18 protein-coding genes are annotated in these 18,430 nt (G+C 66.9%); 8 read left to right on the top strand and 10 right to left on the bottom strand.

All coding sequences use genetic code 11. The features are described from left to right. Positions 1 to 286 precede the first annotated feature (286 nt). Positions 287 to 2,098 (bottom strand): M28 family metallopeptidase, encoded by a 1,812-nt coding sequence (locus XcodCFBP4690_RS17810; protein ID WP_104543012.1) that lies wholly within the window; start codon positions 2,096 to 2,098, stop codon positions 287 to 289. A 55-nt stretch (positions 2,099 to 2,153) separates the two neighbouring features. Beyond that, a complete protein-coding gene (locus XcodCFBP4690_RS17805; RefSeq protein WP_104543011.1) occupies positions 2,154 to 2,810 on the bottom strand; it encodes a DUF4097 family beta strand repeat-containing protein in 657 nt (218 codons plus the stop codon). A gap of 97 nt (positions 2,811 to 2,907) precedes the next feature. Here XcodCFBP4690_RS17805 and XcodCFBP4690_RS17800 point away from each other — a divergent pair, with 97 nt between their 5' ends. Together XcodCFBP4690_RS17800 and XcodCFBP4690_RS17795 are read left to right on the top strand one after the other, a co-directional pair. Beyond that, on the top strand, positions 2,908 to 4,206 hold the full coding sequence (locus tag XcodCFBP4690_RS17800) for a murein hydrolase activator EnvC family protein (protein ID WP_208622763.1): 1,299 nt from the start codon (positions 2,908 to 2,910) through the stop codon (positions 4,204 to 4,206). A 290-nt stretch (positions 4,207 to 4,496) separates the two neighbouring features. Then, complete coding sequence (locus XcodCFBP4690_RS17795; RefSeq protein WP_104543009.1) at positions 4,497 to 6,011, top strand: S41 family peptidase; 1,515 nt, start codon at positions 4,497 to 4,499, stop codon at positions 6,009 to 6,011. A 208-nt stretch (positions 6,012 to 6,219) separates the two neighbouring features. Here XcodCFBP4690_RS17795 and XcodCFBP4690_RS17790 read toward each other — a convergent pair whose 3' ends face one another. From XcodCFBP4690_RS17790 to XcodCFBP4690_RS17780, 3 genes are read right to left on the bottom strand one after another with little or no spacing between them, the layout of a single operon-like run. After that, on the bottom strand, positions 6,220 to 7,206 hold the full coding sequence (locus XcodCFBP4690_RS17790) for a D-2-hydroxyacid dehydrogenase family protein (RefSeq protein WP_104543007.1): 987 nt from the start codon (positions 7,204 to 7,206) through the stop codon (positions 6,220 to 6,222). Next, positions 7,206 to 7,526 (bottom strand): DUF1820 family protein, encoded by a 321-nt coding sequence (locus XcodCFBP4690_RS17785; RefSeq protein ID WP_047697057.1) that lies wholly within the window; start codon positions 7,524 to 7,526, stop codon positions 7,206 to 7,208. Before XcodCFBP4690_RS17785 ends, XcodCFBP4690_RS17790 begins: the two co-directional genes overlap by 1 nt. Positions 7,527 to 7,579: 53 nt before the next feature. Next, a complete protein-coding gene (locus tag XcodCFBP4690_RS17780) occupies positions 7,580 to 8,272 on the bottom strand; it encodes a rhomboid family intramembrane serine protease (RefSeq protein ID WP_024939139.1) in 693 nt (230 codons plus the stop codon). Between the two features lie 218 nt (positions 8,273 to 8,490). Between XcodCFBP4690_RS17780 and XcodCFBP4690_RS17775 the strand changes: the two genes are divergently transcribed. The 6 genes from XcodCFBP4690_RS17775 (at position 8,491) to XcodCFBP4690_RS17750 (ending at position 14,904) form a co-directional block, all read left to right on the top strand. Then, complete coding sequence (locus XcodCFBP4690_RS17775; protein ID WP_104543005.1) at positions 8,491 to 9,831, top strand: outer membrane protein transport protein; 1,341 nt, start codon at positions 8,491 to 8,493, stop codon at positions 9,829 to 9,831. A gap of 169 nt (positions 9,832 to 10,000) precedes the next feature. After that, a complete protein-coding gene (locus XcodCFBP4690_RS17770; RefSeq protein ID WP_104543037.1) occupies positions 10,001 to 10,705 on the top strand; it encodes a 2OG-Fe(II) oxygenase in 705 nt (234 codons plus the stop codon). A 187-nt stretch (positions 10,706 to 10,892) separates the two neighbouring features. After that, positions 10,893 to 12,023 carry a PA0069 family radical SAM protein gene (locus tag XcodCFBP4690_RS17765; RefSeq protein WP_104543003.1) on the top strand — a complete coding sequence of 377 codons (1,131 nt, stop codon included), beginning with the start codon at positions 10,893 to 10,895 and terminating at the stop codon, positions 12,021 to 12,023. A 304-nt stretch (positions 12,024 to 12,327) separates the two neighbouring features. Continuing rightward, on the top strand, positions 12,328 to 13,788 hold the full coding sequence (gene cls / locus XcodCFBP4690_RS17760) for a cardiolipin synthase (RefSeq protein ID WP_104543001.1): 1,461 nt from the start codon (positions 12,328 to 12,330) through the stop codon (positions 13,786 to 13,788). A gap of 70 nt (positions 13,789 to 13,858) precedes the next feature. Then, positions 13,859 to 14,128 (top strand): hypothetical protein, encoded by a 270-nt coding sequence (locus tag XcodCFBP4690_RS17755; protein ID WP_029218131.1) that lies wholly within the window; start codon positions 13,859 to 13,861, stop codon positions 14,126 to 14,128. Between the two features lie 8 nt (positions 14,129 to 14,136). Next, positions 14,137 to 14,904: a pyridoxine 5'-phosphate synthase gene (locus XcodCFBP4690_RS17750; RefSeq protein ID WP_104542999.1), complete on the top strand. Its 768-nt coding sequence runs from the start codon at positions 14,137 to 14,139 to the stop codon at positions 14,902 to 14,904. Positions 14,905 to 15,239: 335 nt separating this feature from the next. Here the strand turns inward: XcodCFBP4690_RS17750 and XcodCFBP4690_RS17745 are convergent, their stop codons facing one another. From XcodCFBP4690_RS17745 to XcodCFBP4690_RS17725, 5 genes are all read right to left on the bottom strand, one after another. Beyond that, the gene (locus tag XcodCFBP4690_RS17745; RefSeq protein ID WP_104542997.1) at positions 15,240 to 15,647 is read right to left on the bottom strand and encodes an ExbD/TolR family protein; all 408 of its coding nucleotides are present in this window, start codon (positions 15,645 to 15,647) and stop codon (positions 15,240 to 15,242) included. A gap of 227 nt (positions 15,648 to 15,874) precedes the next feature. Beyond that, positions 15,875 to 16,288 (bottom strand): ExbD/TolR family protein, encoded by a 414-nt coding sequence (locus XcodCFBP4690_RS17740; protein WP_104542995.1) that lies wholly within the window; start codon positions 16,286 to 16,288, stop codon positions 15,875 to 15,877. Between the two features lie 3 nt (positions 16,289 to 16,291). Next, positions 16,292 to 16,714: an ExbD/TolR family protein gene (locus XcodCFBP4690_RS17735; protein ID WP_005912447.1), complete on the bottom strand. Its 423-nt coding sequence runs from the start codon at positions 16,712 to 16,714 to the stop codon at positions 16,292 to 16,294. A gap of 46 nt (positions 16,715 to 16,760) precedes the next feature. Beyond that, positions 16,761 to 17,522 carry a TonB-system energizer ExbB gene (exbB, locus tag XcodCFBP4690_RS17730; RefSeq protein ID WP_029218134.1) on the bottom strand — a complete coding sequence of 254 codons (762 nt, stop codon included), beginning with the start codon at positions 17,520 to 17,522 and terminating at the stop codon, positions 16,761 to 16,763. Positions 17,523 to 17,607: 85 nt separating this feature from the next. Then, the gene (locus tag XcodCFBP4690_RS17725) at positions 17,608 to 18,279 is read right to left on the bottom strand and encodes an energy transducer TonB (protein ID WP_046345197.1); all 672 of its coding nucleotides are present in this window, start codon (positions 18,277 to 18,279) and stop codon (positions 17,608 to 17,610) included. Positions 18,280 to 18,430: the final 151 nt, after the last annotated feature.

The following is an 18,430-nucleotide window of genomic DNA, read 5'->3' as shown; positions in this document are numbered from 1 at the left end:
TGAGTGCGTGAGGCGTTGCTGCTCGTGCTGCAGGCGCTGCGACCGACCTGCCACGATGCGATCGATACATGCGTGTCTGCCGCGGCAGCTACGCATTCCTAGCCCGGCGGCGTGGCGTCTCACCGCATCGCTTGGCCAGCAGCCAATGCATCACACTACCCCGGCAACGCAAAGGGCCTCCCAGCGGAGGCCCTTTGCGTGATGCATTCCACGTCTCACCACCCACCGCGCGCGACTCTTTCGTGGCTGCGCCGCCACAGTCGCGGCGGCGGCGCAGCCGCAAGCGTCAGCGCGCGGATGAGGCCTTGTTCGTTTCCACAGTCTTGCCGCTGGTTGCGCCAGGCTCGCCGCCGGCTGGCTGCGCCGTGCTCGCACTGGCGGCCGGCTTGCCGGCCATCATGCGGTCGCGCGCGGCCTTGAACGGGTTGCCGGCGTACCAGTTCGGCCAGCGTCCACCCACCGCCACCTCCTTGCCCACGCCGTACATCGCCTGCAGGTCTTCGATGGTGCCGTCCAGTTTCCAGGTGGCCGCATCGTATTGGTCGCCGGGTGCATGGTAGCGATGGCGGCCGTAGTCCTCGGCCGCCGCACGCCCGGCCGCGGTACCGCCTTCGCGCAGGTCTTCCCCGCCGTCGGCATACAGCGCCGGCACGCCGGCCTTGGCGAAGTTGAAGTGATCCGAGCGGAAATACGAGCCGCTTTCCGGCGTGGCTTCGGCATGCAGGCTGCGGCCCTGCATCGCGGCGAGCGGCTTGAGGATGTCCTCCAGCTCCGAGCTGCCCATGCCGACCACGGTCATGTCGCGCGCGCGTCCGGCCACCGACATCGCATCGATGTTGATCACCGCAGCGATCTTGTCCAGCGGGAAGCTCGGGTTGGCGACGTAATACTTGGAGCCGAGCAGGCCGGATTCTTCCAGGGTCACCGCCACGAACACCACCGACCGCTCCGGCTTGGGGTCCTGATGCGCGAACGCATCGGCGATTTCCAGGATGCCGGCCACGCCGGTGGCGTTGTCCACGGCGCCGTTGTAGATGTTGTCGCCGCTCTCGCCCGAGTGCTTGCCCAGGTGATCCCAGTGCGCCATGTACAGCACCGCCTCGTCGGCATGGCTGGTGCCCGGCAGCACGCCGACCACGTTGCGCGAGGTCTTTTCGGCGATGCTGCTCTTCAGGTCCACCGACCAGCTGGCCTTCAACGGCACCGGCTTGAAGCCGCGCTTGCCGGCATCCTTGTACGCCTGCGCCAGGTCCAGCCCGGCATTGGCAAACAGCTGCTTGGCGGTGTCGGCGCTGATCCAGCCCTGCACCGGCACGCGCGGATCCGGGTCGTCCTTGGCCGGCAGGTCGTATTGCGGGCCGGACCAGGAGTTCTTGACCACATCCCACCCATAGCTGGCGCCAGGGGTGTCGTGCACGATCAACGCCGCGGCTGCACCCTTGCGCGCGGCTTCCTCGAACTTGTAGGTCCAGCGCCCGTAGTAGGTCATGCGCTTGCCGTCGAACAGTTTGGGGTCATTGCTGTGGAAGCCGGGGTCGTTGACGAACATCACCACCGTCTTGCCCTTCCAGTCCTGGCCGGCGTAATCGTTCCACTGCTGCTCCGGCGCATCCACGCCGTAGCCGACGAACACCAGCTCGCTGTTGTCCAGCTTGACCTCCGGCTGGCCGGTGCGCGTGCCCACCACGATGTCGGTGCCGAAGGCGAGGGTGCGGGTCTGCTCGCCGCTACGCAGGCTGGGCGCGGTGGCGGCATCGGCGGTGGTTTCCACCATCGGCACGTCCTGGAACCAGCTGTCGCCATTGCCCGGCTGCAAGCCGATGCGCTGCATCTGGTCGCGGATGTAGGTAACGGTCTTCTCCTCGCCGGGCGTGCCCGGGCCGCGCCCTTCGAACGCATCGGAGGCCAGCGTCTTGACCAGCTCGGCGAAGTCGCCGCTGGTCAGCTCCGGCGAGAACGCGTGCCGGCTGACCGGAGCGTTGGGCGCGGCATCGGCGGGCGTCTGCGTCACCGGGGTGGCCGGCGCCTCGGCCGATTCGCGCTTGCAACCGGCCACGGCCAGGGTCGCAGCCAGGCACAACAGGATCTTGCGGGGCATCGGAACTCCTCGTGCAACGGAGTTCCGATCTTAGAGCGTCCGTGTGGTGAGCGCGTCAGTCCTTGGGCGCCACGTCGCTGTCGAAGCTGCGGGCGGTGGCTCCGCTGACCGCACCGATCTTGGCGCTGCGGTGCACGTACAGGTCCACCTCGCGTTCGAAACGCAGCGGCCCGTCGATCACGGCCTTGGGGCCGATCACCACGCGCGGCTTGCGCGCCGGCTTGAAGGAGAAACCGAAGTTCGGCTTGGTCACCGTGATGCCGCCATGCACGTGCGAGCCCACCCCGACGGTGATGTCGCCATTGACCGTCTCGATGCCTTTGCCGAGCTCGGTTTCCACCAGGCCGACACTGCCGTTGACGGTTTCCACGCCGCCGCTGACCTGGCTGCCGCGCTCCACCAGCACGCTGCCGTTGACGGTTTCCAGCCCGCCGGACACGGTCACCTTCTGGCCCAGGGAGATCGCGCCGTTGACCGTGGACACACCGCCGGTGCGTGCGCCGTTGCCGATCTGGATACCGCCGTTGACGGTTTCCACGTCCTTGGTCTGCGCGCCGGCGCCGACCTCGATGGAGCCGTTGACGGTCTCCAGGCCGCCATACACCTTGCCGGCTTCGGCGCTGATGCGGCCATTGACCTTGCTGATGTCGTCGTCGGCCCAGGCGCTTGCGCAGACCAGGGACAACGCCAGGAGAAGAACTTGGGGCTTCATACTGAACCTCGCGCGGTGGCGGCAGTCTGGGACGTGGCGGCGATCACACCATGGGTGGCTACAATCGCGCACCTGCCTGAAGTCACTGGATCGTTCGTTGGCCTCTTCGCCCGCCCTGCTGCCGCGCCCGCCATTCGCCTTCGCCACGGGGCGTGGCCGCGCGTGGCTGGCCGCTGCCGCGTTGGCGTGCTTGCTGCTGGGCAGCGCCGGCGTGGCGGCGCAGAGCCAGCGCGAGACCGAGCGCAAACTGCAGCAGCTGCGCGATGAACTCAAGACCATCAGCGCCGATCGGCGCGACCTGGAAGGCAAGCGCGGCACCGCCGCCCAACAGCTGCGCCAGGCCGACGAAAAGGTCGCCAAAACCGCGCGCGCGCTCAGCGAAACCGAAGCGGCGATGCAGACGCAGCAGCAGCACCTGTCCACGCTGCAGCAAGACCGCGCGCGCCTGCAGCGTGGTCTGCAGGGCCAGCGCGCGCAGCTGGCCGCGTTGCTGCGCGCTGCCGACCAGGTGGGTCGCAACGCGCCACTGAAGGTCTTGCTGTCGCAGGACACCGTGGGCGATGCCACGCGCATGCTGGCCGACCACCGCTATGTGCAGAATGCGCGCGCGCAGCAGATCCAGGCACTGACCACCCAGCTGGACGCATTGGCCAAGGTGGAACAGGACATCGCCAGCCGTCGCCAGGCACTGGACGCTGCGCACGCGCAGCAGAAGGCGCAGGCTGCAGCCCTGCAGAAGGATCGCTCGCAACAGGCTGCCACCGTTGCGCAGCTGGACGACCGCTACAAACAGCGCGCCGAACGCGAAAAGGCCCTGGGCCAGGACGCCAAGGCGCTGGAGCAGCTGCTCGCCAATCTGCGTGCCGCTGCCGCCAAGGCCGAAGCCGAACGACGCGCCGCGGCCAAACGCGCCGCCGCCGAAGCCGCCGCGCAGGCCAAACGCGGCAAGTCCGAGCGCCCCGAACGTGCCGGCAAGACGCCACCCAAGGTCGTGGCCAGCGCGCCAGCGCCCAAGGTGGGGGGGCTCAGTTGGCCGGTGTCGGGCAACCTGCTGGCCCGCTTCAATGCCACCTTGCCCGATGGCCACACCAGCAAGGGCGTGTTGATCGGTGCGCCCAAGGGCACCACCGTCACCGCAGTGGCTGATGGCACGGTGGTGTTTTCCGACTGGATGACCGGCTACGGCATGATCCTGATCGTGGACCACGGCAACGGCTACATGAGCCTGTATGCGCACAACGACACCTTGCTGCGCGATGCCGGTGCGGCGATCAAGCGCGGCGACGCGGTGGCCAAGGTCGGTAGCTCGGGCGGGCAGGGCGTGCCAGCACTGTATTTCGAGCTGCGTCGCAACGGCCAGCCGGTCGATCCCTCGAGCTGGTTGCAGCGGCGTTAGTCGCTGCGCGCAACGACGGTGAAGGGGGGCGCTTGCAGCCTTCCAGCAGGGCACCGTGTCGATGCTGCAGGCGGTGTGGCCGCCGGGCGCCTTGCCTGCCAGATGCAATGCTCCGCGCCGAAGCCAACACCACGACACAGGGCGCCCCGTCCGCTACCGGCCTTCCTGCTGGCTGCCCTGCAACCGCCTGCGCGCTGCCTGCGCAATTCAACGCGGATTTACCGCTGCTTCGCGCATAATCCGGTCAGCCCCGCGTTGCGGGGCGTCTTATCTCTTTGTCGGAGTGCTTCATGCGCGTAGCCGTCCTGTCCGTTGCCCTGTCGCTGGCCTTGTTCGCGTCGCCTGGTTGGGCGCAGACCGCCCGTCCCGCCGCCGCTGCCGCCCAGGCCACCGCGGACGACCCGGAAGCCGATGAAGCCGCCGGCTCCAAGGTTCCGCTGGACGAGATCCGCCGCTTCGTGGCGGTGTACAACGCGGTCAAGCAGGCCTACGTCGACCCGGTCGAAGACAAGAAGCTGATGCACGCAGCCGTGCGCGGCCTGCTCTCGGACCTGGATCCGCACAGCACCTATTTCGACAAGGAAGACGCCGAAGCCTTCGACGAACAGGCCAGCGGCGCCTACGACGGCATCGGCGTGGAATTGCTGCAGCAGCAGGACAACACGCTCAAGGTGATCGCGCCGATCGACGACACCCCGGCCGCGCGTGCCGGCATCCGCGCCGGCGACGTGATCGTGGCCATCGACGGCAAGCCGATCGATGCCAGCAAGGCGATGGAACCGCTACGCGGCGAATCCGGCAGCAAGGTCACCTTGACCATCGTGCGCGACAAGGCGCCCAAGCCGTTCGATGTGACCCTGCAACGCCAGACCATCCGCGTGGCCAGCGTGCGCAGCAAGTTGCTGGAGCCGGGTTACGGCTACATCCGCATCAGCACCTTCCAGGCCGACACCGGCGCGGATTTCCAGAAGAACCTCAAGCAGCTGCAGGCCGGCGGCAAGCTGCGCGGCCTGGTGCTGGACCTGCGCAGCAACCCGGGCGGCCTGCTGACCTCGGCGGTGCAGGTGGCCGACGACCTGCTCGACAAGGGCAACATCGTCAGCACCCGCGGGCGCATCTCCATCAGCGACGCCAAGTTCGATGCCACCCCGGGCGACCTGCTCGGCGGCGCACCGGTGGTGGTGCTGGTGGACGCCGGCTCGGCCAGTGCGTCCGAAGTGCTGGCCGGTGCGCTGCGCGACAACCAGCGCGCGCGCATCATCGGCAGCCGCACCTTCGGCAAGGGCTCGGTGCAGACCGTGCTGCCGCTGGATAACGGCGACTCGGTCAAGCTCACCACTGCGCGCTATTACACGCCCAGCGGCAAGTCGATCCAGGCCAGCGGCATCGTGCCGGAAGTGCAGCTGACGCCCGAACCGCAGCCGGGCGACGCCGATGTGCCGGCCAGCCTGGCCGACTACAGCGAAGCCACCTTGCCGGGCCATCTGCGTGGCGACGACGAAGGCGAGGAGGGCTACAGCGCCGGCGACGTGCTGCCGGGCGACGGCCCGATCGCCGCGGCCCTGTCCGAACTCAAGCAGCCCGGCTCGGCCGCCAAGGCGCAGGCCGCGCGCAAGGCCAAGTCCCAGGCGGCGCAAAAGGCAAAGGCCGCCAAGACCGCGGCCGAGCCCAAGCCGGCGGCAGCGCGGACGGCAGCGACCGACAAGCCCAAGCCCGCCGACACGCCGAGCGCACCGGCCGAGAAGGCCAAGCCAGCGGCGCCAGTGGAACCGGCCGCGCCTGCGCCAGCCGAACCGGTCAAGTAAGCCGGCCATAGCGCAGCGAGGGAATCACCCCCGCTGCGCGCCGGGCGCAGGCGATGTGCGACGGCACTGCCGCGCCACTACATGCAGTGGCCGATACCCAGCGCCACGGCGCTGGTCAGATCCAACATCAGCAATCGGCCCCGAGGCGCTTGCAGGAGCGACCCTGGCCGCGACACGCCTGCCCGATCGCCCCATTTTCAAACATGCGCTATCGCGCTGTTGCCAACGCCTCTGGATTGACCAGATTGCGCGGTGCACCGGCGGCAAACGCCAGTACGTTGTCGAATGCGGCCTCGAAATACTGCTCGTAGCTGTCGCACTCCACATAGCCGAGATGCGGCGTGGCCAGCACGCGCGGATGCTGCAGCAGGGCGTCGTGCGCATCGAATACCGGCTCACGCTCGAATACATCCACCGCCGCCTGCGCAGGCCGGCTGGTCTCCAGCGCGGCCAGTAAGGCACCGGGGGCGATCAGCTCGGCGCGGCTGGTGTTGACCAGCAAGGCATCGGTGCGCATGCGCGTCAGATCCTGCGCGGTGACCTGGTGGCGGGTCTGCGCGGTCAGCCGGCGATGCAGCGACAGCACATCGCTGCGTTCGAACAGCGCCTGGCGGCTGTCGGCGATGGCGAAGCCATCGCGCGCCGCCTGTGCGCACGATTCTTTGCCGCCCCACACCAGCACCTGCATGCCGAATGCGCGCCCGAAGTGCGCCACACGTTGGCCGATGCGTCCGTAGCTCCAGATGCCCAACGTGCGCCCATGCAGCATGCGGCCCAGCCCGGGATCGCCAAGCGCCTGCCAGCGGCCCTGATGCAGGGCCCGCTGGTAATCGCTCAGGCGACGGCTGGCCGACAGGATCAAGGCCCAGGTCAGTTCGGCCGGCGCCACCGGCGAGCCGACGCCTTCGGCCACCGCCACGCCGAACTGGGTGCAGGCGGCCACGTCCACATGCACGCCGACGCGCCCGGTCTGGCTGATCAACCTGAGCCGTGGCAGCCGCCGCAGCAGCGTGGCATCCACGCGCGTGCGCTCACGGATCAGCACCAGCGCATCGGCTTCCACCAGACGCTCGGCGCATACCTCGGTGTCGGTGGCGAGCGCGCCGAGGACCTGCACGTCATGCCCCTGCAAGCGCTGCAGGCAGTGCAGCTGACGCACGGCGCCCTGGTCATCATCGGGCACCACGATGCGCATCAGCGTGGCTTGCCCGGCAGCGGGAAGGGCGTGACCACCTTGTCGCCGGTGGCGGCATCGCGGATCACCGACTGGCCTTTCTTTTCCACTTCTTCGATGCGCACGATGCTCTGCATCGGCAGGTGCAAGGTCTTGGTGTTGCCGAATTCTTCGCGCAGGCGTTCTTCGGTGGGATCCACCACCAGCCCGTCGTGCACGTCGAAGACCAGCTCGCCGATCTGGTTGAAGCCCCACAGATGGCTGCCGGTCACCTCGCGTGCGTAGAGCTCATACACCTTGCCGTGATTGAGGAAGGTGACCTTGTACAGAGGCTTGGACATGCCCCGATTATAGGCGCGCCAATGCAGTGGACGCAGTCGAGCCGCGTGACGCGCTAGAACCCGTGACGCTTGCGCAGGCGCCGGGCGATGGCCGCGCGCACATACAGCCCGTAGACGATGCCGAACACGAAGCCGGCGATATGCGCCGACCACGCCACCATGCCGAACGCCGGGCCGATATAGGCGAACACCACCTGCAGCAGCGCCCATGCGCCGATCAGCAGCGGCGCCGGCACCCGGATGAATTCCAGGAACAGCCCCAGCGGCAGCACCACGCCCAGCTTGGCACCGGGAAACAGCGCCAGGTAGGTGCCGATCAGGGCCGACACCGCGCCCGAGGCGCCGATGATCACCCGATCCGGCGTGCCGATGGCGAAGATCGCCGCCAGGTTGGATGCCGCGCCGCCCACCAGGAACAGCAGCAACAGTCGCCACGGCCCCAGGATGCGTTCAGCCGGCAGCCCGAAGATCAGCAGGAACACCAGGTTGCCCAGCAGGTGCGACCAGTCGGCATGCAGGAACAGCGCAGTGAACAGCCGCAGCACGCTGCCGTCGCGCAGCGTCGCCCACCAGTCGCCCAGGTTGGACACGCCGCTGGACAGCGCGCCCCAGTCCAGCCACAGCGTATTGCGCGCCTCGCCCGGCCGGCTGATCGACCACAGATACGCCAGCCATACCGCGGCGAACAGCAGCGGCACCGCCCAGCGCGGGGTGGGCTTCTTGCGGGAGGGGAGGGAGACGAACATCGGATTGGCACAATAGCCGGTCCACGGGCCTGAACCCAGCCCCAACCCAGCCGCGCGTTCAGGACTAAAGCCGTTATTGTTCGGTTAATCGTCGTGGGTATACTGCGTACGGCGTCGTATGTCGGGGGGGGGTCTCCGGCGCGCTCCAGGCACTGGATTGGTGCTGGGCGCGGGCGCTGAACCGACCATTGCAGTCTTTATCCGGAGAGCTACAACTTATGTCTACCGCTTCCACTCTCAGCCGCGCCACCCTGCTGGCCGTTGGTATCGCCGGTGTACTGGCCGTTGGCCAGGCGCACGGCGCCGCATTCCAGCTGAAGGAAAACAGCGCCAAGGGCCTCGGCCGCGCGTTCGCAGGCTCGGGCAGCGCCCCGGATGACGCCTCGATCATCGTCAACAACCCGGCCGGCATGCGCCAGCTGGACGGCCGCATGTTCCAGGCCGACGTCAGCGCCATCCACTTCTCGGCCAAGTTCGATCCCGAGACCGCCAACTACGCCAACGGCGCGCCGGTCTCCGGCGGCAACGGCGGCGACGCCGGCATGATCGCTCCGGTGCCGGCGATGTACTTCCACGTGCCGTTCGGCGAGAACGACAACATGCACCTAGGCACCTCGCTGACCGTGCCGTTCGGCTTCAAGACCGACTACGACCGCGACTGGGTGGGCCGCTACCACGGCACCAAGACCGAGCTGCAGGCGCTGGACTTCAACGTCGCGTTCTCCTACGACGTGAACCCGTACGTGTCCTTCGGTGCCTCGGTGTTCGCCGAGCGTCTGGATATCGATCTGGCCAATGCAGTGGACTTCGGCAGCATCCTGGCTGCGCGTCGCGTGCCGGGCTTCGCGCCGGGCAGCGCCGATGGCTACTCGCGCATCAAGGGCGACAGCACCGAAGTGGGCTTCACCCTGGGTGGCTTGTTCAGCATCGACGAGAACACCCACATCGGTTTCAGCTACCGCTCGCAAGTGGAGCACAAGATCACCGACGGCGATGCCGACTTCACCACCCCGCCTAACGCCGCTGCCGTGCTGGGTATCGCCGCGCCGGGTACCTTCGTCGACACCAAGGGCCGCGCCACCGTCAAGCTGCCGGCCAGTGCCACCGCCAGCTTCACTCACAACGTGAACGAGCAGTGGTCGATCATGGCCGACGTGACCCGCACTGCCTGGAGCAAGTTCGACCAGGTGACGGTGGACTTCGCCTCCAACCAGCCCGACAGCCTGCTGGACTTCTCCTACCGCGACACCACCTTCGCCTCGATCGGTGCCGACTACCGCGTGAGCGACACGCTGACCCTGCGTGGCGGCCTGGCCTACGATCAGACCCCGACCACCGCCGAGCACCGCGACGTGCGCGTACCCGATGCCAGCCGCAAGTGGGTCTCGCTGGGTCTGAGCTGGCGTCCGTCGCAGCAGGCCGAATACAACTTCGGTTACACCCACCTGTTCGTCAGCGACCCGACCAGCGACACCCGCAGCGCCACCGGCGATCGTCTGGCCGGCAGCTACGACGTGCAGGGCAACATCCTGGCCGCTTCGATCAACTACAAGTTCTGATCGTCGCAGCAGGCAACGCGTCCCGGAAAAACCCCGCTTCGGCGGGGTTTTTCTTTGCGCTGCTGGATGCATGCGCCGCACGGGAGCGAGGCTTGCGACGCGCTTGCCCGACGTGCGGCAGGCAAGGGGACCGGTGCAGGCGGCGGCGTGGGTTGCTATGGTCGTGCGCATGAGCCAACCCGACTTCATCCAGATCACCGACAACGCCATTGCGGCCGACGACTGCGCGGCCATCGTGCAGCGCATGCGCGAGAGCCAGCAGCTGCATCCGGGCCGCATTGGTGGCGGCGTGTTTCCCGAGCTCAAACACAGCCGCGATCTGCGCATCAGCGGCGTGGACGCATGGGCCGCGGTGGAGAGTCGCCTGCAACAAGCCGTGTTCGACGGTGTGCTGACCTATCTGCGCACCTATCCACAAGCGCTGATCTCGCCGTTGATGCTGCAGGTGACCACGGCCGACGGCACGCCGCACCGGCTGGTGGCCGAGGACGTCGTGCAGATGAGCGACCAGGCGCTGGGCGATCTGGCACGCACCTGCCTGCGACCGGGCGCGATCAATCTGCAGTGGTACGCCGCCGATCAGGGCGGCTACCCGTACTGGCATTGCGAGCTGTATCCCCGCGATGCCAGCGCCGACACGCTTCACCGGCACCTGCTGTGGACGCTGTACCTCAACGACGATTTCGCGCAAGGCGAAACCGAATTCCTGTTCCAGCAACGCAAGGCGCGCCCGCGCACCGGCAGCCTGCTGATCGCGCCCACCGCCTTCACCCATACCCACCGCGGCAACCGCCCGGTGGGCGGCGACAAGTTCATCGCCACCAGCTGGATTTTGTTCCAGTCGGCGCAGGCGTTGTATGGAGCTGGGCCGTGATTCGGGAGTCGGGATTGGGGATTGGGGATTGGGGATTGGTTAAAGGCTGGTTGATCGGCGGTGCGGGTTGGCTGTGTTTTGTAGGCAGGCTTCAGCGGCGGCGGGCTTGGTCGCGCGCTTCTGTGCCGGTGGCGGCATTTCAGCCGCCCTGCTTGCTGCGCGGGTTATTAGCATTAATACTAACGCCATGCCTACCAACCACTTCCAAGTGAGCGCGAGCGACGGGGCCGATCGGGATGTGCGCAGCGCGCGGACGGTGATCAAGGGACGCGGCACCACGTCCTATGTGCCCGGTCGCTTCTCGGTCACCACTGCCACCGAGATCGATGATGGCTGGGGCACGGTGGAGGCGGAAGCCGAGACCGTCGTACGTCCCAGGACGGTGGTGACGGAAGAGGTTGCGCGCAGCATCATCAGCCGCAACAACTCGCCCGACATCGGCTTCTCGCAGTCGGTGAACCCTTATCGCGGCTGTGAGCATGGCTGTGTGTACTGCTTTGCCAGGCCCTCGCACGCCTATCTGGATCTGTCGCCCGGCCTGGATTTCGAGACGCGGATCTTCGCCAAGCCCAATGCCGCGGCGCTGCTGCGCGCAGAGATCGCGCGCCCCTCCTACCAGTGCTCGCCGATCGCGCTGGGCATCAATACCGACGCGTATCAACCGGCCGAACGGCGCCACGGGATTTCCCGGCAATGCCTGGAGGTGCTGGCCGAGGCGCGGCACCCGGTCAGCTTCGTGACCAAGGCGGCCTTGATCGAACGCGACATCGATGTGCTGGCCGAGATGGCCCAGCACAACCTGGTGTCGGTGTATTTCTCGGTGACCACGCTCGACAATCGCCTCGCGGCGAAGATGGAGCCGCGCGCCGCGGCGCCGCATGCACGGCTGCGCGCAATGCGGGCCTTGCACGAGGCCGGCATCCCGGTGGGCGTGCTGGTGGCTCCAGTGATTCCGATGATCAACGACACCGAACTTGAGCGCATTCTGGAAGCGGCCAGGGCGCATGGCGCGCGCTCGGCCGGCTATGTGGTGCTGCGCCTGCCACACGAGCTGACCCAGCTGTGGCGCGAATGGCTCGAGCTGCATTATCCGGATCGCGCCAGGCACGTCATGAGCCTGATCCAGCAGATGCGTGGCGGCAAGGACTACGACAGCCGCTTCGGTCGGCGCATGGTCGGCGAAGGCCCGTTTGCGGAGCTGATCGCGCAACGCTTTTCGATTGCGTATCGGCGCCTTGGCTTCGGGCGGCTGCCACGGCTCGATACCAGCCAGTTCCGTGCACCCAGGCCGCAGACACCGCAGCTGGCCCTGTTCTGATCCTGCTGGGTAGGGTTCTGCCCACCCGCGATGCCGGCACCGGCGTCGGCTCTGACTCGGGTGTGCGGCGCATCCGGTGACCAGCGCGTGGTGCCCGCTCGCCGGCAATGACTGCGCAGCAACGCGCGACCAGGGCTAGGCGGGTGCCAAAGCACGCTGTGGGCAATCGCCTCCCGGGTCGACATCGGCGGTACCGGATGACGCCCAGCAGCGCACAGGCCAGCAGCCTGGCTCGCACCGTTGCTGGCGCCAGGTCGGCGCCAACGGTCATCGCAACACCGTGTGCGCCCCGTAGAATCCGCGCATGCCCGCACTTGCACAGGGCGCTTGGGATTGGCTGGCCAACCTTCCCCATCTCGAAGCGCTCCTTCTGGCCGCCTACGTGCTCTACCTGCTGTGGATCGCCAGCTGGATCGTGCTGCAGAAGCGCGAGCCAGTGGCCACGCTGAGCTGGGTGTTGTCGCTGGCGGCACTGCCGTACCTGGGGCTGCTGATCTATTACTGGCTGGGCCCGCAGAAGGTGAAGCGGCAGCGTCTACGCCGCGGCCGCTCGCGCTCGGGCATGGAGAGCTACAGCAGCGTGTGCCCGCCGGATGCCGATTGCACCGAGCTGGCCAAGATCGGCCAATCCACCACCGGCCTGGCGCCCAGCACCGCCACCGAAGTCCATTGGCTGGTGGATGGCGCGGCCACCTACGCCGCCATCATCGAGGCCATCGGCAAAGCGCGCGACCACATCCATCTGGAGTACTACATCTTCCAGCCCGACCACAGCGGCACCGCGATCTGCGATGCGCTGATGGAACGCGCGCGCGCCGGGGTCAAGGTGCGCTTGTTGATGGATGCGATCGGCTCCTCGGCGATGACCCGGCGCGCCCTGCGCACGCTGCGCGAGGCCGGCGTGGAAACCGCCTGGTTTCACCCCTCCCAGTTCCTCAAGCCGTTCAAGCGGCCCTGGCTCAACCTGCGCACTCACCGCAAGTTGGTGGTGGTCGACGGCCGGGTCGGTTTCACCGGCGGCATCAACGTCACCGACGAGGAAAACGAGCAGGTGCGCGCCGATGCCTACCGCGACCTGCATGTGCGCCTGCAGGGCCACGTGGTGCGCAGCCTGCAGCTGGTGTTCCTGGAAGACTGGCTGTATGCGACCGGCCAGGGCCGCGCTGCCTTCCACGGCCAGCAGCTGTGGCCGGAGGATGTGCCCACCCGCGCGCAGGGCACGGTCGATGCGCAGGTGCTGGTGTCCGGGCCGGATTCGTCATGGGAGGCGATCCACCGGCTGATGGTGGCCGCCATCCATGAGGCCAAGCATCGCGTCTGGCTGGTCACCCCGTACTTCGTACCCGGCGAAGCCGCACGGATGGCGCTGACCTCGGCCGCGCTGGGCGGGCTGGACGTGCGCCTGCTGGTGCCGCGGGTCAGTGATTCGCGTCTGGTCACCTACGCGGCACGCTCGTATTTCGACGAGCTGCTGGAGGCCGGCGTGCGCATCTACGAGTACGGCCCGCGCATGCTGCATACCAAGGCACTGCTGGCCGACGACCAGGTCTGCATCGTCGGCAGCGCCAATTTCGACAGCCGCAGCTTCCGCCTCAATTTCGAACTGTCGATGCTGTTCCGCGACCAGGCGTTGGCCGCCGAGCTGGCCGGCATGATCGGTACCGACCTGCAGCACGCGCAGGAGGTCCGCTTCGTGCGCCTGCGCCCGTTGTGGCGCTCGCGCCTGCCCGAGGCCTTCGCGCGGCTATTGTCGCCGCTGCTCTGACACCGCCCGCCCCACGTGGAACCGGACCGGGCGCAGCGCTACACTGCCGCCACTCAATGGGGAGCTCGTCATGCACTGGCTGTTTCTGCTTATGGCACTGGGTGCGCTGGTGCTGGCCTTCAGCACGCCGCACGTGTGGTTGCTGGTGGTCTCGCTGCTGGTGGCGCTGGTGCTGTTGCTGCTGTGGACACGCGGCTGGTTTGCCTCGCGCATGGGCGACACCCAGCGCGACACCAGCAGCATGATCGACCCGGCCGAGCTGCGCCGCCTGCGCGAAGTGGCCGAGGCCCGCAAGGCGGCGGCACTGGCCGCGGCGCGCGACGGCGAGCCGCAGGCCTGAGTGCACCCGTGACCACCCGGCTCAGCGTCAACGTCAACAAGATCGCCGTGCTGCGCAATTCGCGCGGCGGCCGCGACCCGGATGTGGTGGAGGCTGCACGCGCCTGCATCGCCGCCGGTGCGCACGGCATCACCGTGCATCCGCGCCCGGACCAGCGGCATATTCGCGACGACGACGTGCTGGCGCTGAGTGCGCTGACCCGCGGGCACGGCGTCGAATTCAATATCGAAGGCAACCCGTTCGCGCCGCCACGCCCCGGCTATCCTGGCCTGCTGGATCTCTGCCGCGCCACGCGTCCGGAGCAGGTAACGTTGGTCCCCGACAGCGACGGCCAGCTCACCTCCGACCATGGCTTCGATTTCGCGCACGACACCGCCCGGCTGGGCGACGTGATCGCCGCCTTCAAGGCACTGGGCAGCCGCGTCAGCCTGTTCGTCGATGCCGGCAATGCCCGGATCGGCGAGGCGGCGGTGCTGGGCGCGGACCGCATCGAGTTGTACACCGGCCCCTACGCACAAGCGCATGCCGACGGACAGCCAGCCGATGCGTTGGCCGGGTTCGCGGACGCCGCACGTCGCGCCGCAGCGCATGGCCTTGGGATCAATGCAGGCCATGACCTGTCGCAGGCCAACCTTGGCGATTTTCTCGCCAGCGTGCCGGGCGTGCTGGAAGTCTCGATCGGCCACGCCTTGATCGGAGAAGCGCTCTACCAGGGATTGGACGCGACAGTCCGCGCCTACGTGCACCTGCTGCACACGGCAGGCGCGCCGGCATAGCAACCGTGCCCGGGCACGAGTGCTGACGCCCGGCCAGCCATCGCGGCAGGCCAACGCAGCGCTCCGCGCGGCAGCCGTCATCGCGCCACCTAGGTCGACGGACAATGCAGCGCATGCCTCGCCTGGTCGCGCCGCGGTGTCGCGTGCAGCGGCGCTCGCAGCGGGCATCAGTGCGGCACAGATGAGCGAACGGCAGCACCCGGATCCGCAGGCCTGGAGATCAGCTGCAGGTTGCGGCCAGATGGCGGTGGCCCGGCCCGCGGCCACGGCCGCTGCGACGCCTACGACCAACGCAGTCGCTGCCGTGACGCAGCGACCGCGCTGCAACTGCGGGACTATTGCACGAACGCGATGCGTTGCACCTGGGCGTTCTTGGCCGCGGCGAGCACCTTTGCCAGGGTTGCATACTCGGCATCCGGGTTGGCGCTGATGCGCAGCTCGGGCTGACGGCTGGCCGCTTCGCGCATCGTATCGCTCAGGCGTGGCTGCAGCTCCTGCAAGCTGATCGGACTAGCGTTCCAGAACAGCTGGCCATCGGCATCCAGGCGCAAGGCGATGGGTGCAGGCGGTTCCAGCTGTGTGCGGGGCTGAGTGCTGGACTGCGGAAGATCCAGCGTGATCGTACGCGTCACCACCGGCGCGGTGACGATGAAGATGATCAACAGCACCAACATGACATCCACCAGCGGCGTGACGTTGATGTCGGCCAATGGTCCCCGATTCCCTGTCGTACTGAAAGCCATGACTGCCTCCGGTTCTGTGATCGTGGGTACTGCACGACCGAGCATACACCTGCCATAACCACTCGGTAGAGCGGCTTGTCGGTAGGTCGAAGAGGCGCGGTGCTGACGTGCTTTAGTGCGATCGAAAGCGCGTCAGCGGACCGTGGCACGCATAAAAAAAAACGCCACCGTTTCCGGTGGCGTTGCAGTCGCGTCATGACTGTGGTGTTGCGGTCTTGCAACTACGTTTACTGCTGCATGAAGCCGATTTTCTTCATCTGCGAGTTCTTCGCAGCGGCCAGCACCTTGGCCATCACGTCGTACTCGGCATCTTCGTTGGCGTCGATGCGCAGTTCCGGCTGATTGGTCGGATCGGCCTGGACCACTTCTTCCATCTTCTGCTGCAGCTGATCGACCGGTGTCGGACTGTTGTTCCAGAACACCTGGTTGCTGGCGTCGATACGCAGCTCGATCGGCGGCGGCGGTTCGGTCGTCTGCGGTGGCGGGTTGAGTACCCGCTGCGGCAGGTCCACGGCGATCGGATACGTCATGATCGGCGCGGTCACGATGAAGATGATCAGCAGCACCAACATCACGTCCACCAGGGGCGTGACGTTGATGTCGGCCATCGGCCCACGGCCTCCACCAGTACTAAATGCCATGGCTTATTGCCCCTTGACTTTGGTTGCAACGAAACCGACGTCCAGCATGCCCTGACCCTGCGCGATCTTGGTGATCTCGTTGATCGTACGCATCTTGGTGGTGCGGTCGCCGCGCAGGTTGAGCGGCGGTTGCGGGGTCTGCTGTGCGGCGGTGGACAGGCGCGACTCCAGGGCTTCCTTGGAAATCGGCTCGTCGTTCCAGTACAGCGACCCGTCTTCCTTGACGGCCAGGGTGATCGGCGCGGCGCGTTTCTCCGCATCTTCCTTCTGAATCAAGTTGGCCTCTGGCAGCTCCACCTTGACCTTGTGGGACATCAGCGGCGCCGTAATGATGAAGATGATCAGCAGCACCAGCATGACGTCCACCAGGGGCGTCACATTGATGTCGGCCATCGGGCCGCCGCTGTTTCCACTACTGAAGGCCATAACGGGCTCCGTCTAAATCGTTGCGAAGGCGTTCTTGACGACCGGATTAGCGAACGCGCGAACCGGTGGCGAAGAAGTCGTGCAGGTCATGGGCAAAGGTGTCGAACTTGGCGATCACCGAGCTGTTGACCTTGGAGAAGAAGTTGAACGCGAACACGGCCGGGATGGCGACGAACAGACCGATCGCGGTCATGATCAGCGCTTCACCCACCGGGCCGGCAACGGCGTCGATCGAGGCCGAACCGGTCGCACCGATCTTGATCAGCGCGCCGTAGATGCCCCACACCGTACCGAGCAGGCCGACGAACGGAGCGGTCGCACCGACGGTGGCCAGCAGGGTCATGCCCGACTGCAGCTTGGTGCTTTCGCGGGTCACGGCCTGACGCAGGGCGCGGTCGACGAATTCCGAACGGCTCAGGCTCTCGCCCAGGCCACCGGTGTTGCCTTCGGCGCGCTGGTGGTGGGCAGCTGCCTGGGCAGCGTCCAGTGCGATCTTGGAGAACGGCTCGGAAGCCGGCTGTTCTTCCATGGCGCGGATGGCGTCCTGTGCATTCGGGGCATCCCAGAACGCGGTGGTCACGCGGTCAGCCGCGCTCTTCAGGCGGGTGGCGCGGAAGATGTTGATGACGGTCCAGTACCAGGAGGCAGCGGACATGGCGATCAGGGTGATCAACACGACCCAGGACACGGCGAAGTCGCCGGGGCTGGAGGTCATTTCGGTGATCAAGTGCTCGAAGCCCATCTGCGACAGAGCGGCCGACGGATTGGAGCCCCCTGCAGCGGCGGCGATAAAGAATTCCTGCAGCATGACGCTTACCTTTGTTGTGTGTGGTGATGAAGGGTGGAGCGAAAGGAAGACAGGATCCTGGGCCAGCCGAAGCCGGCCCGTGGGATCAGTTCAGAGCAAAGTTGACCGGGACGCGGACGCGTCCGGCGGCTTTCTGCCCGTTGACGGTGGAGGCGTTGAACTTCCACTTGCGTGCTGCGTCCATCGCGGCACGGTCAAGGTCGCGGTTGCGGCTGGACTTTTCGACCGACACGTTGGTCACGTTGCCGTTGGCGTCCACATCCACGATCAGGATGACCTCGCCCTGGACGCCGGCACGGAATGCTGCCGGCGGGTACTTCGGCGGGTTCATGTTCTTGGACGAGATATCGACACTGGCGCCGATGTCACTCGGCGGTTGCGGCGGAGCCGGAGGGCTCGGCGGCGTGACGATATCGCTGGGACGCGGTTCGGGAACATCGACGACCGGGGCTTCCGGCGGCGGCGGAACCGGTGACGGCTTCGGCGGCGACAGATTCTTGACCGGCGGTGGCGGCTTGTCTTCCGGCGGCGGCGGCGGCGGCGGCGGCGGGGGAGGAGGCGGTGCATCCACCAGGGTGACCATGGTGGTGCGCTCCTTCTCTGCCGGAGCCTTCGGCGCCACTGCAGGGATCAGCAACATCATCAGTGCAGTGAGGTGCAGGGCAATTACAAAAGCAATACCGATAATGCGGGCCCAGCTCAGACCCTGGTTCCCGGCATCATAGTCATGCCTGTGGATAACGAGTTGTTCCGTCATGCGCCAATGGCTCTTTCAGTGGGGGCCCGGATCACTGTGATGATCCCCAGGTTTTCGGACGGCTTTGACACCGCAGGAACTCCCAAGCTTATACCAATCCCGAGTCCTGTAACCACTAAAAACACAGGGATTTCGGGGGTTTATTTTCTTT

It is taken from the genome of Xanthomonas codiaei (genome assembly GCF_002939785.1).
Taxonomy (GTDB): Bacteria; Pseudomonadota; Gammaproteobacteria; order Xanthomonadales; family Xanthomonadaceae; genus Xanthomonas; species Xanthomonas codiaei.
Note: the sequence above shows the minus strand (reverse complement) of the source record. Positions and strands in the feature narration are given on the sequence as shown.

What these genes read in the sequence shown, in the direction of transcription:
- cls (WP_104543001.1), top strand. Translation starts at nt 12,328, where the DNA reads ATGCCCGCACTTGCACAGGGCGCTTGGGATTGGCTGGCCAACCTTCCC.
- XcodCFBP4690_RS17775 (WP_104543005.1), top strand. Translation starts at nt 8,491, where the DNA reads ATGTCTACCGCTTCCACTCTCAGCCGCGCCACCCTGCTGGCCGTTGGT.
- XcodCFBP4690_RS17740 (WP_104542995.1), bottom strand. Translation starts at nt 16,288, where the DNA reads ATGGCATTTAGTACTGGTGGAGGCCGTGGGCCGATGGCCGACATCAAC.
- exbB (WP_029218134.1), bottom strand. Translation starts at nt 17,522, where the DNA reads ATGCTGCAGGAATTCTTTATCGCCGCCGCTGCAGGGGGCTCCAATCCG.
- XcodCFBP4690_RS17755 (WP_029218131.1), top strand. Translation starts at nt 13,859, where the DNA reads ATGCACTGGCTGTTTCTGCTTATGGCACTGGGTGCGCTGGTGCTGGCC.
- XcodCFBP4690_RS17805 (WP_104543011.1), bottom strand. Translation starts at nt 2,810, where the DNA reads ATGAAGCCCCAAGTTCTTCTCCTGGCGTTGTCCCTGGTCTGCGCAAGC.
- XcodCFBP4690_RS17745 (WP_104542997.1), bottom strand. Translation starts at nt 15,647, where the DNA reads ATGGCTTTCAGTACGACAGGGAATCGGGGACCATTGGCCGACATCAAC.
- XcodCFBP4690_RS17785 (WP_047697057.1), bottom strand. Translation starts at nt 7,526, where the DNA reads ATGTCCAAGCCTCTGTACAAGGTCACCTTCCTCAATCACGGCAAGGTG.
- XcodCFBP4690_RS17795 (WP_104543009.1), top strand. Translation starts at nt 4,497, where the DNA reads ATGCGCGTAGCCGTCCTGTCCGTTGCCCTGTCGCTGGCCTTGTTCGCG.
- XcodCFBP4690_RS17790 (WP_104543007.1), bottom strand. Translation starts at nt 7,206, where the DNA reads ATGCGCATCGTGGTGCCCGATGATGACCAGGGCGCCGTGCGTCAGCTG.
- XcodCFBP4690_RS17725 (WP_046345197.1), bottom strand. Translation starts at nt 18,279, where the DNA reads ATGACGGAACAACTCGTTATCCACAGGCATGACTATGATGCCGGGAAC.
- XcodCFBP4690_RS17770 (WP_104543037.1), top strand. Translation starts at nt 10,001, where the DNA reads ATGAGCCAACCCGACTTCATCCAGATCACCGACAACGCCATTGCGGCC.
- XcodCFBP4690_RS17765 (WP_104543003.1), top strand. Translation starts at nt 10,893, where the DNA reads ATGCCTACCAACCACTTCCAAGTGAGCGCGAGCGACGGGGCCGATCGG.
- XcodCFBP4690_RS17735 (WP_005912447.1), bottom strand. Translation starts at nt 16,714, where the DNA reads ATGGCCTTCAGTAGTGGAAACAGCGGCGGCCCGATGGCCGACATCAAT.
- XcodCFBP4690_RS17810 (WP_104543012.1), bottom strand. Translation starts at nt 2,098, where the DNA reads ATGCCCCGCAAGATCCTGTTGTGCCTGGCTGCGACCCTGGCCGTGGCC.
- XcodCFBP4690_RS17780 (WP_024939139.1), bottom strand. Translation starts at nt 8,272, where the DNA reads ATGTTCGTCTCCCTCCCCTCCCGCAAGAAGCCCACCCCGCGCTGGGCG.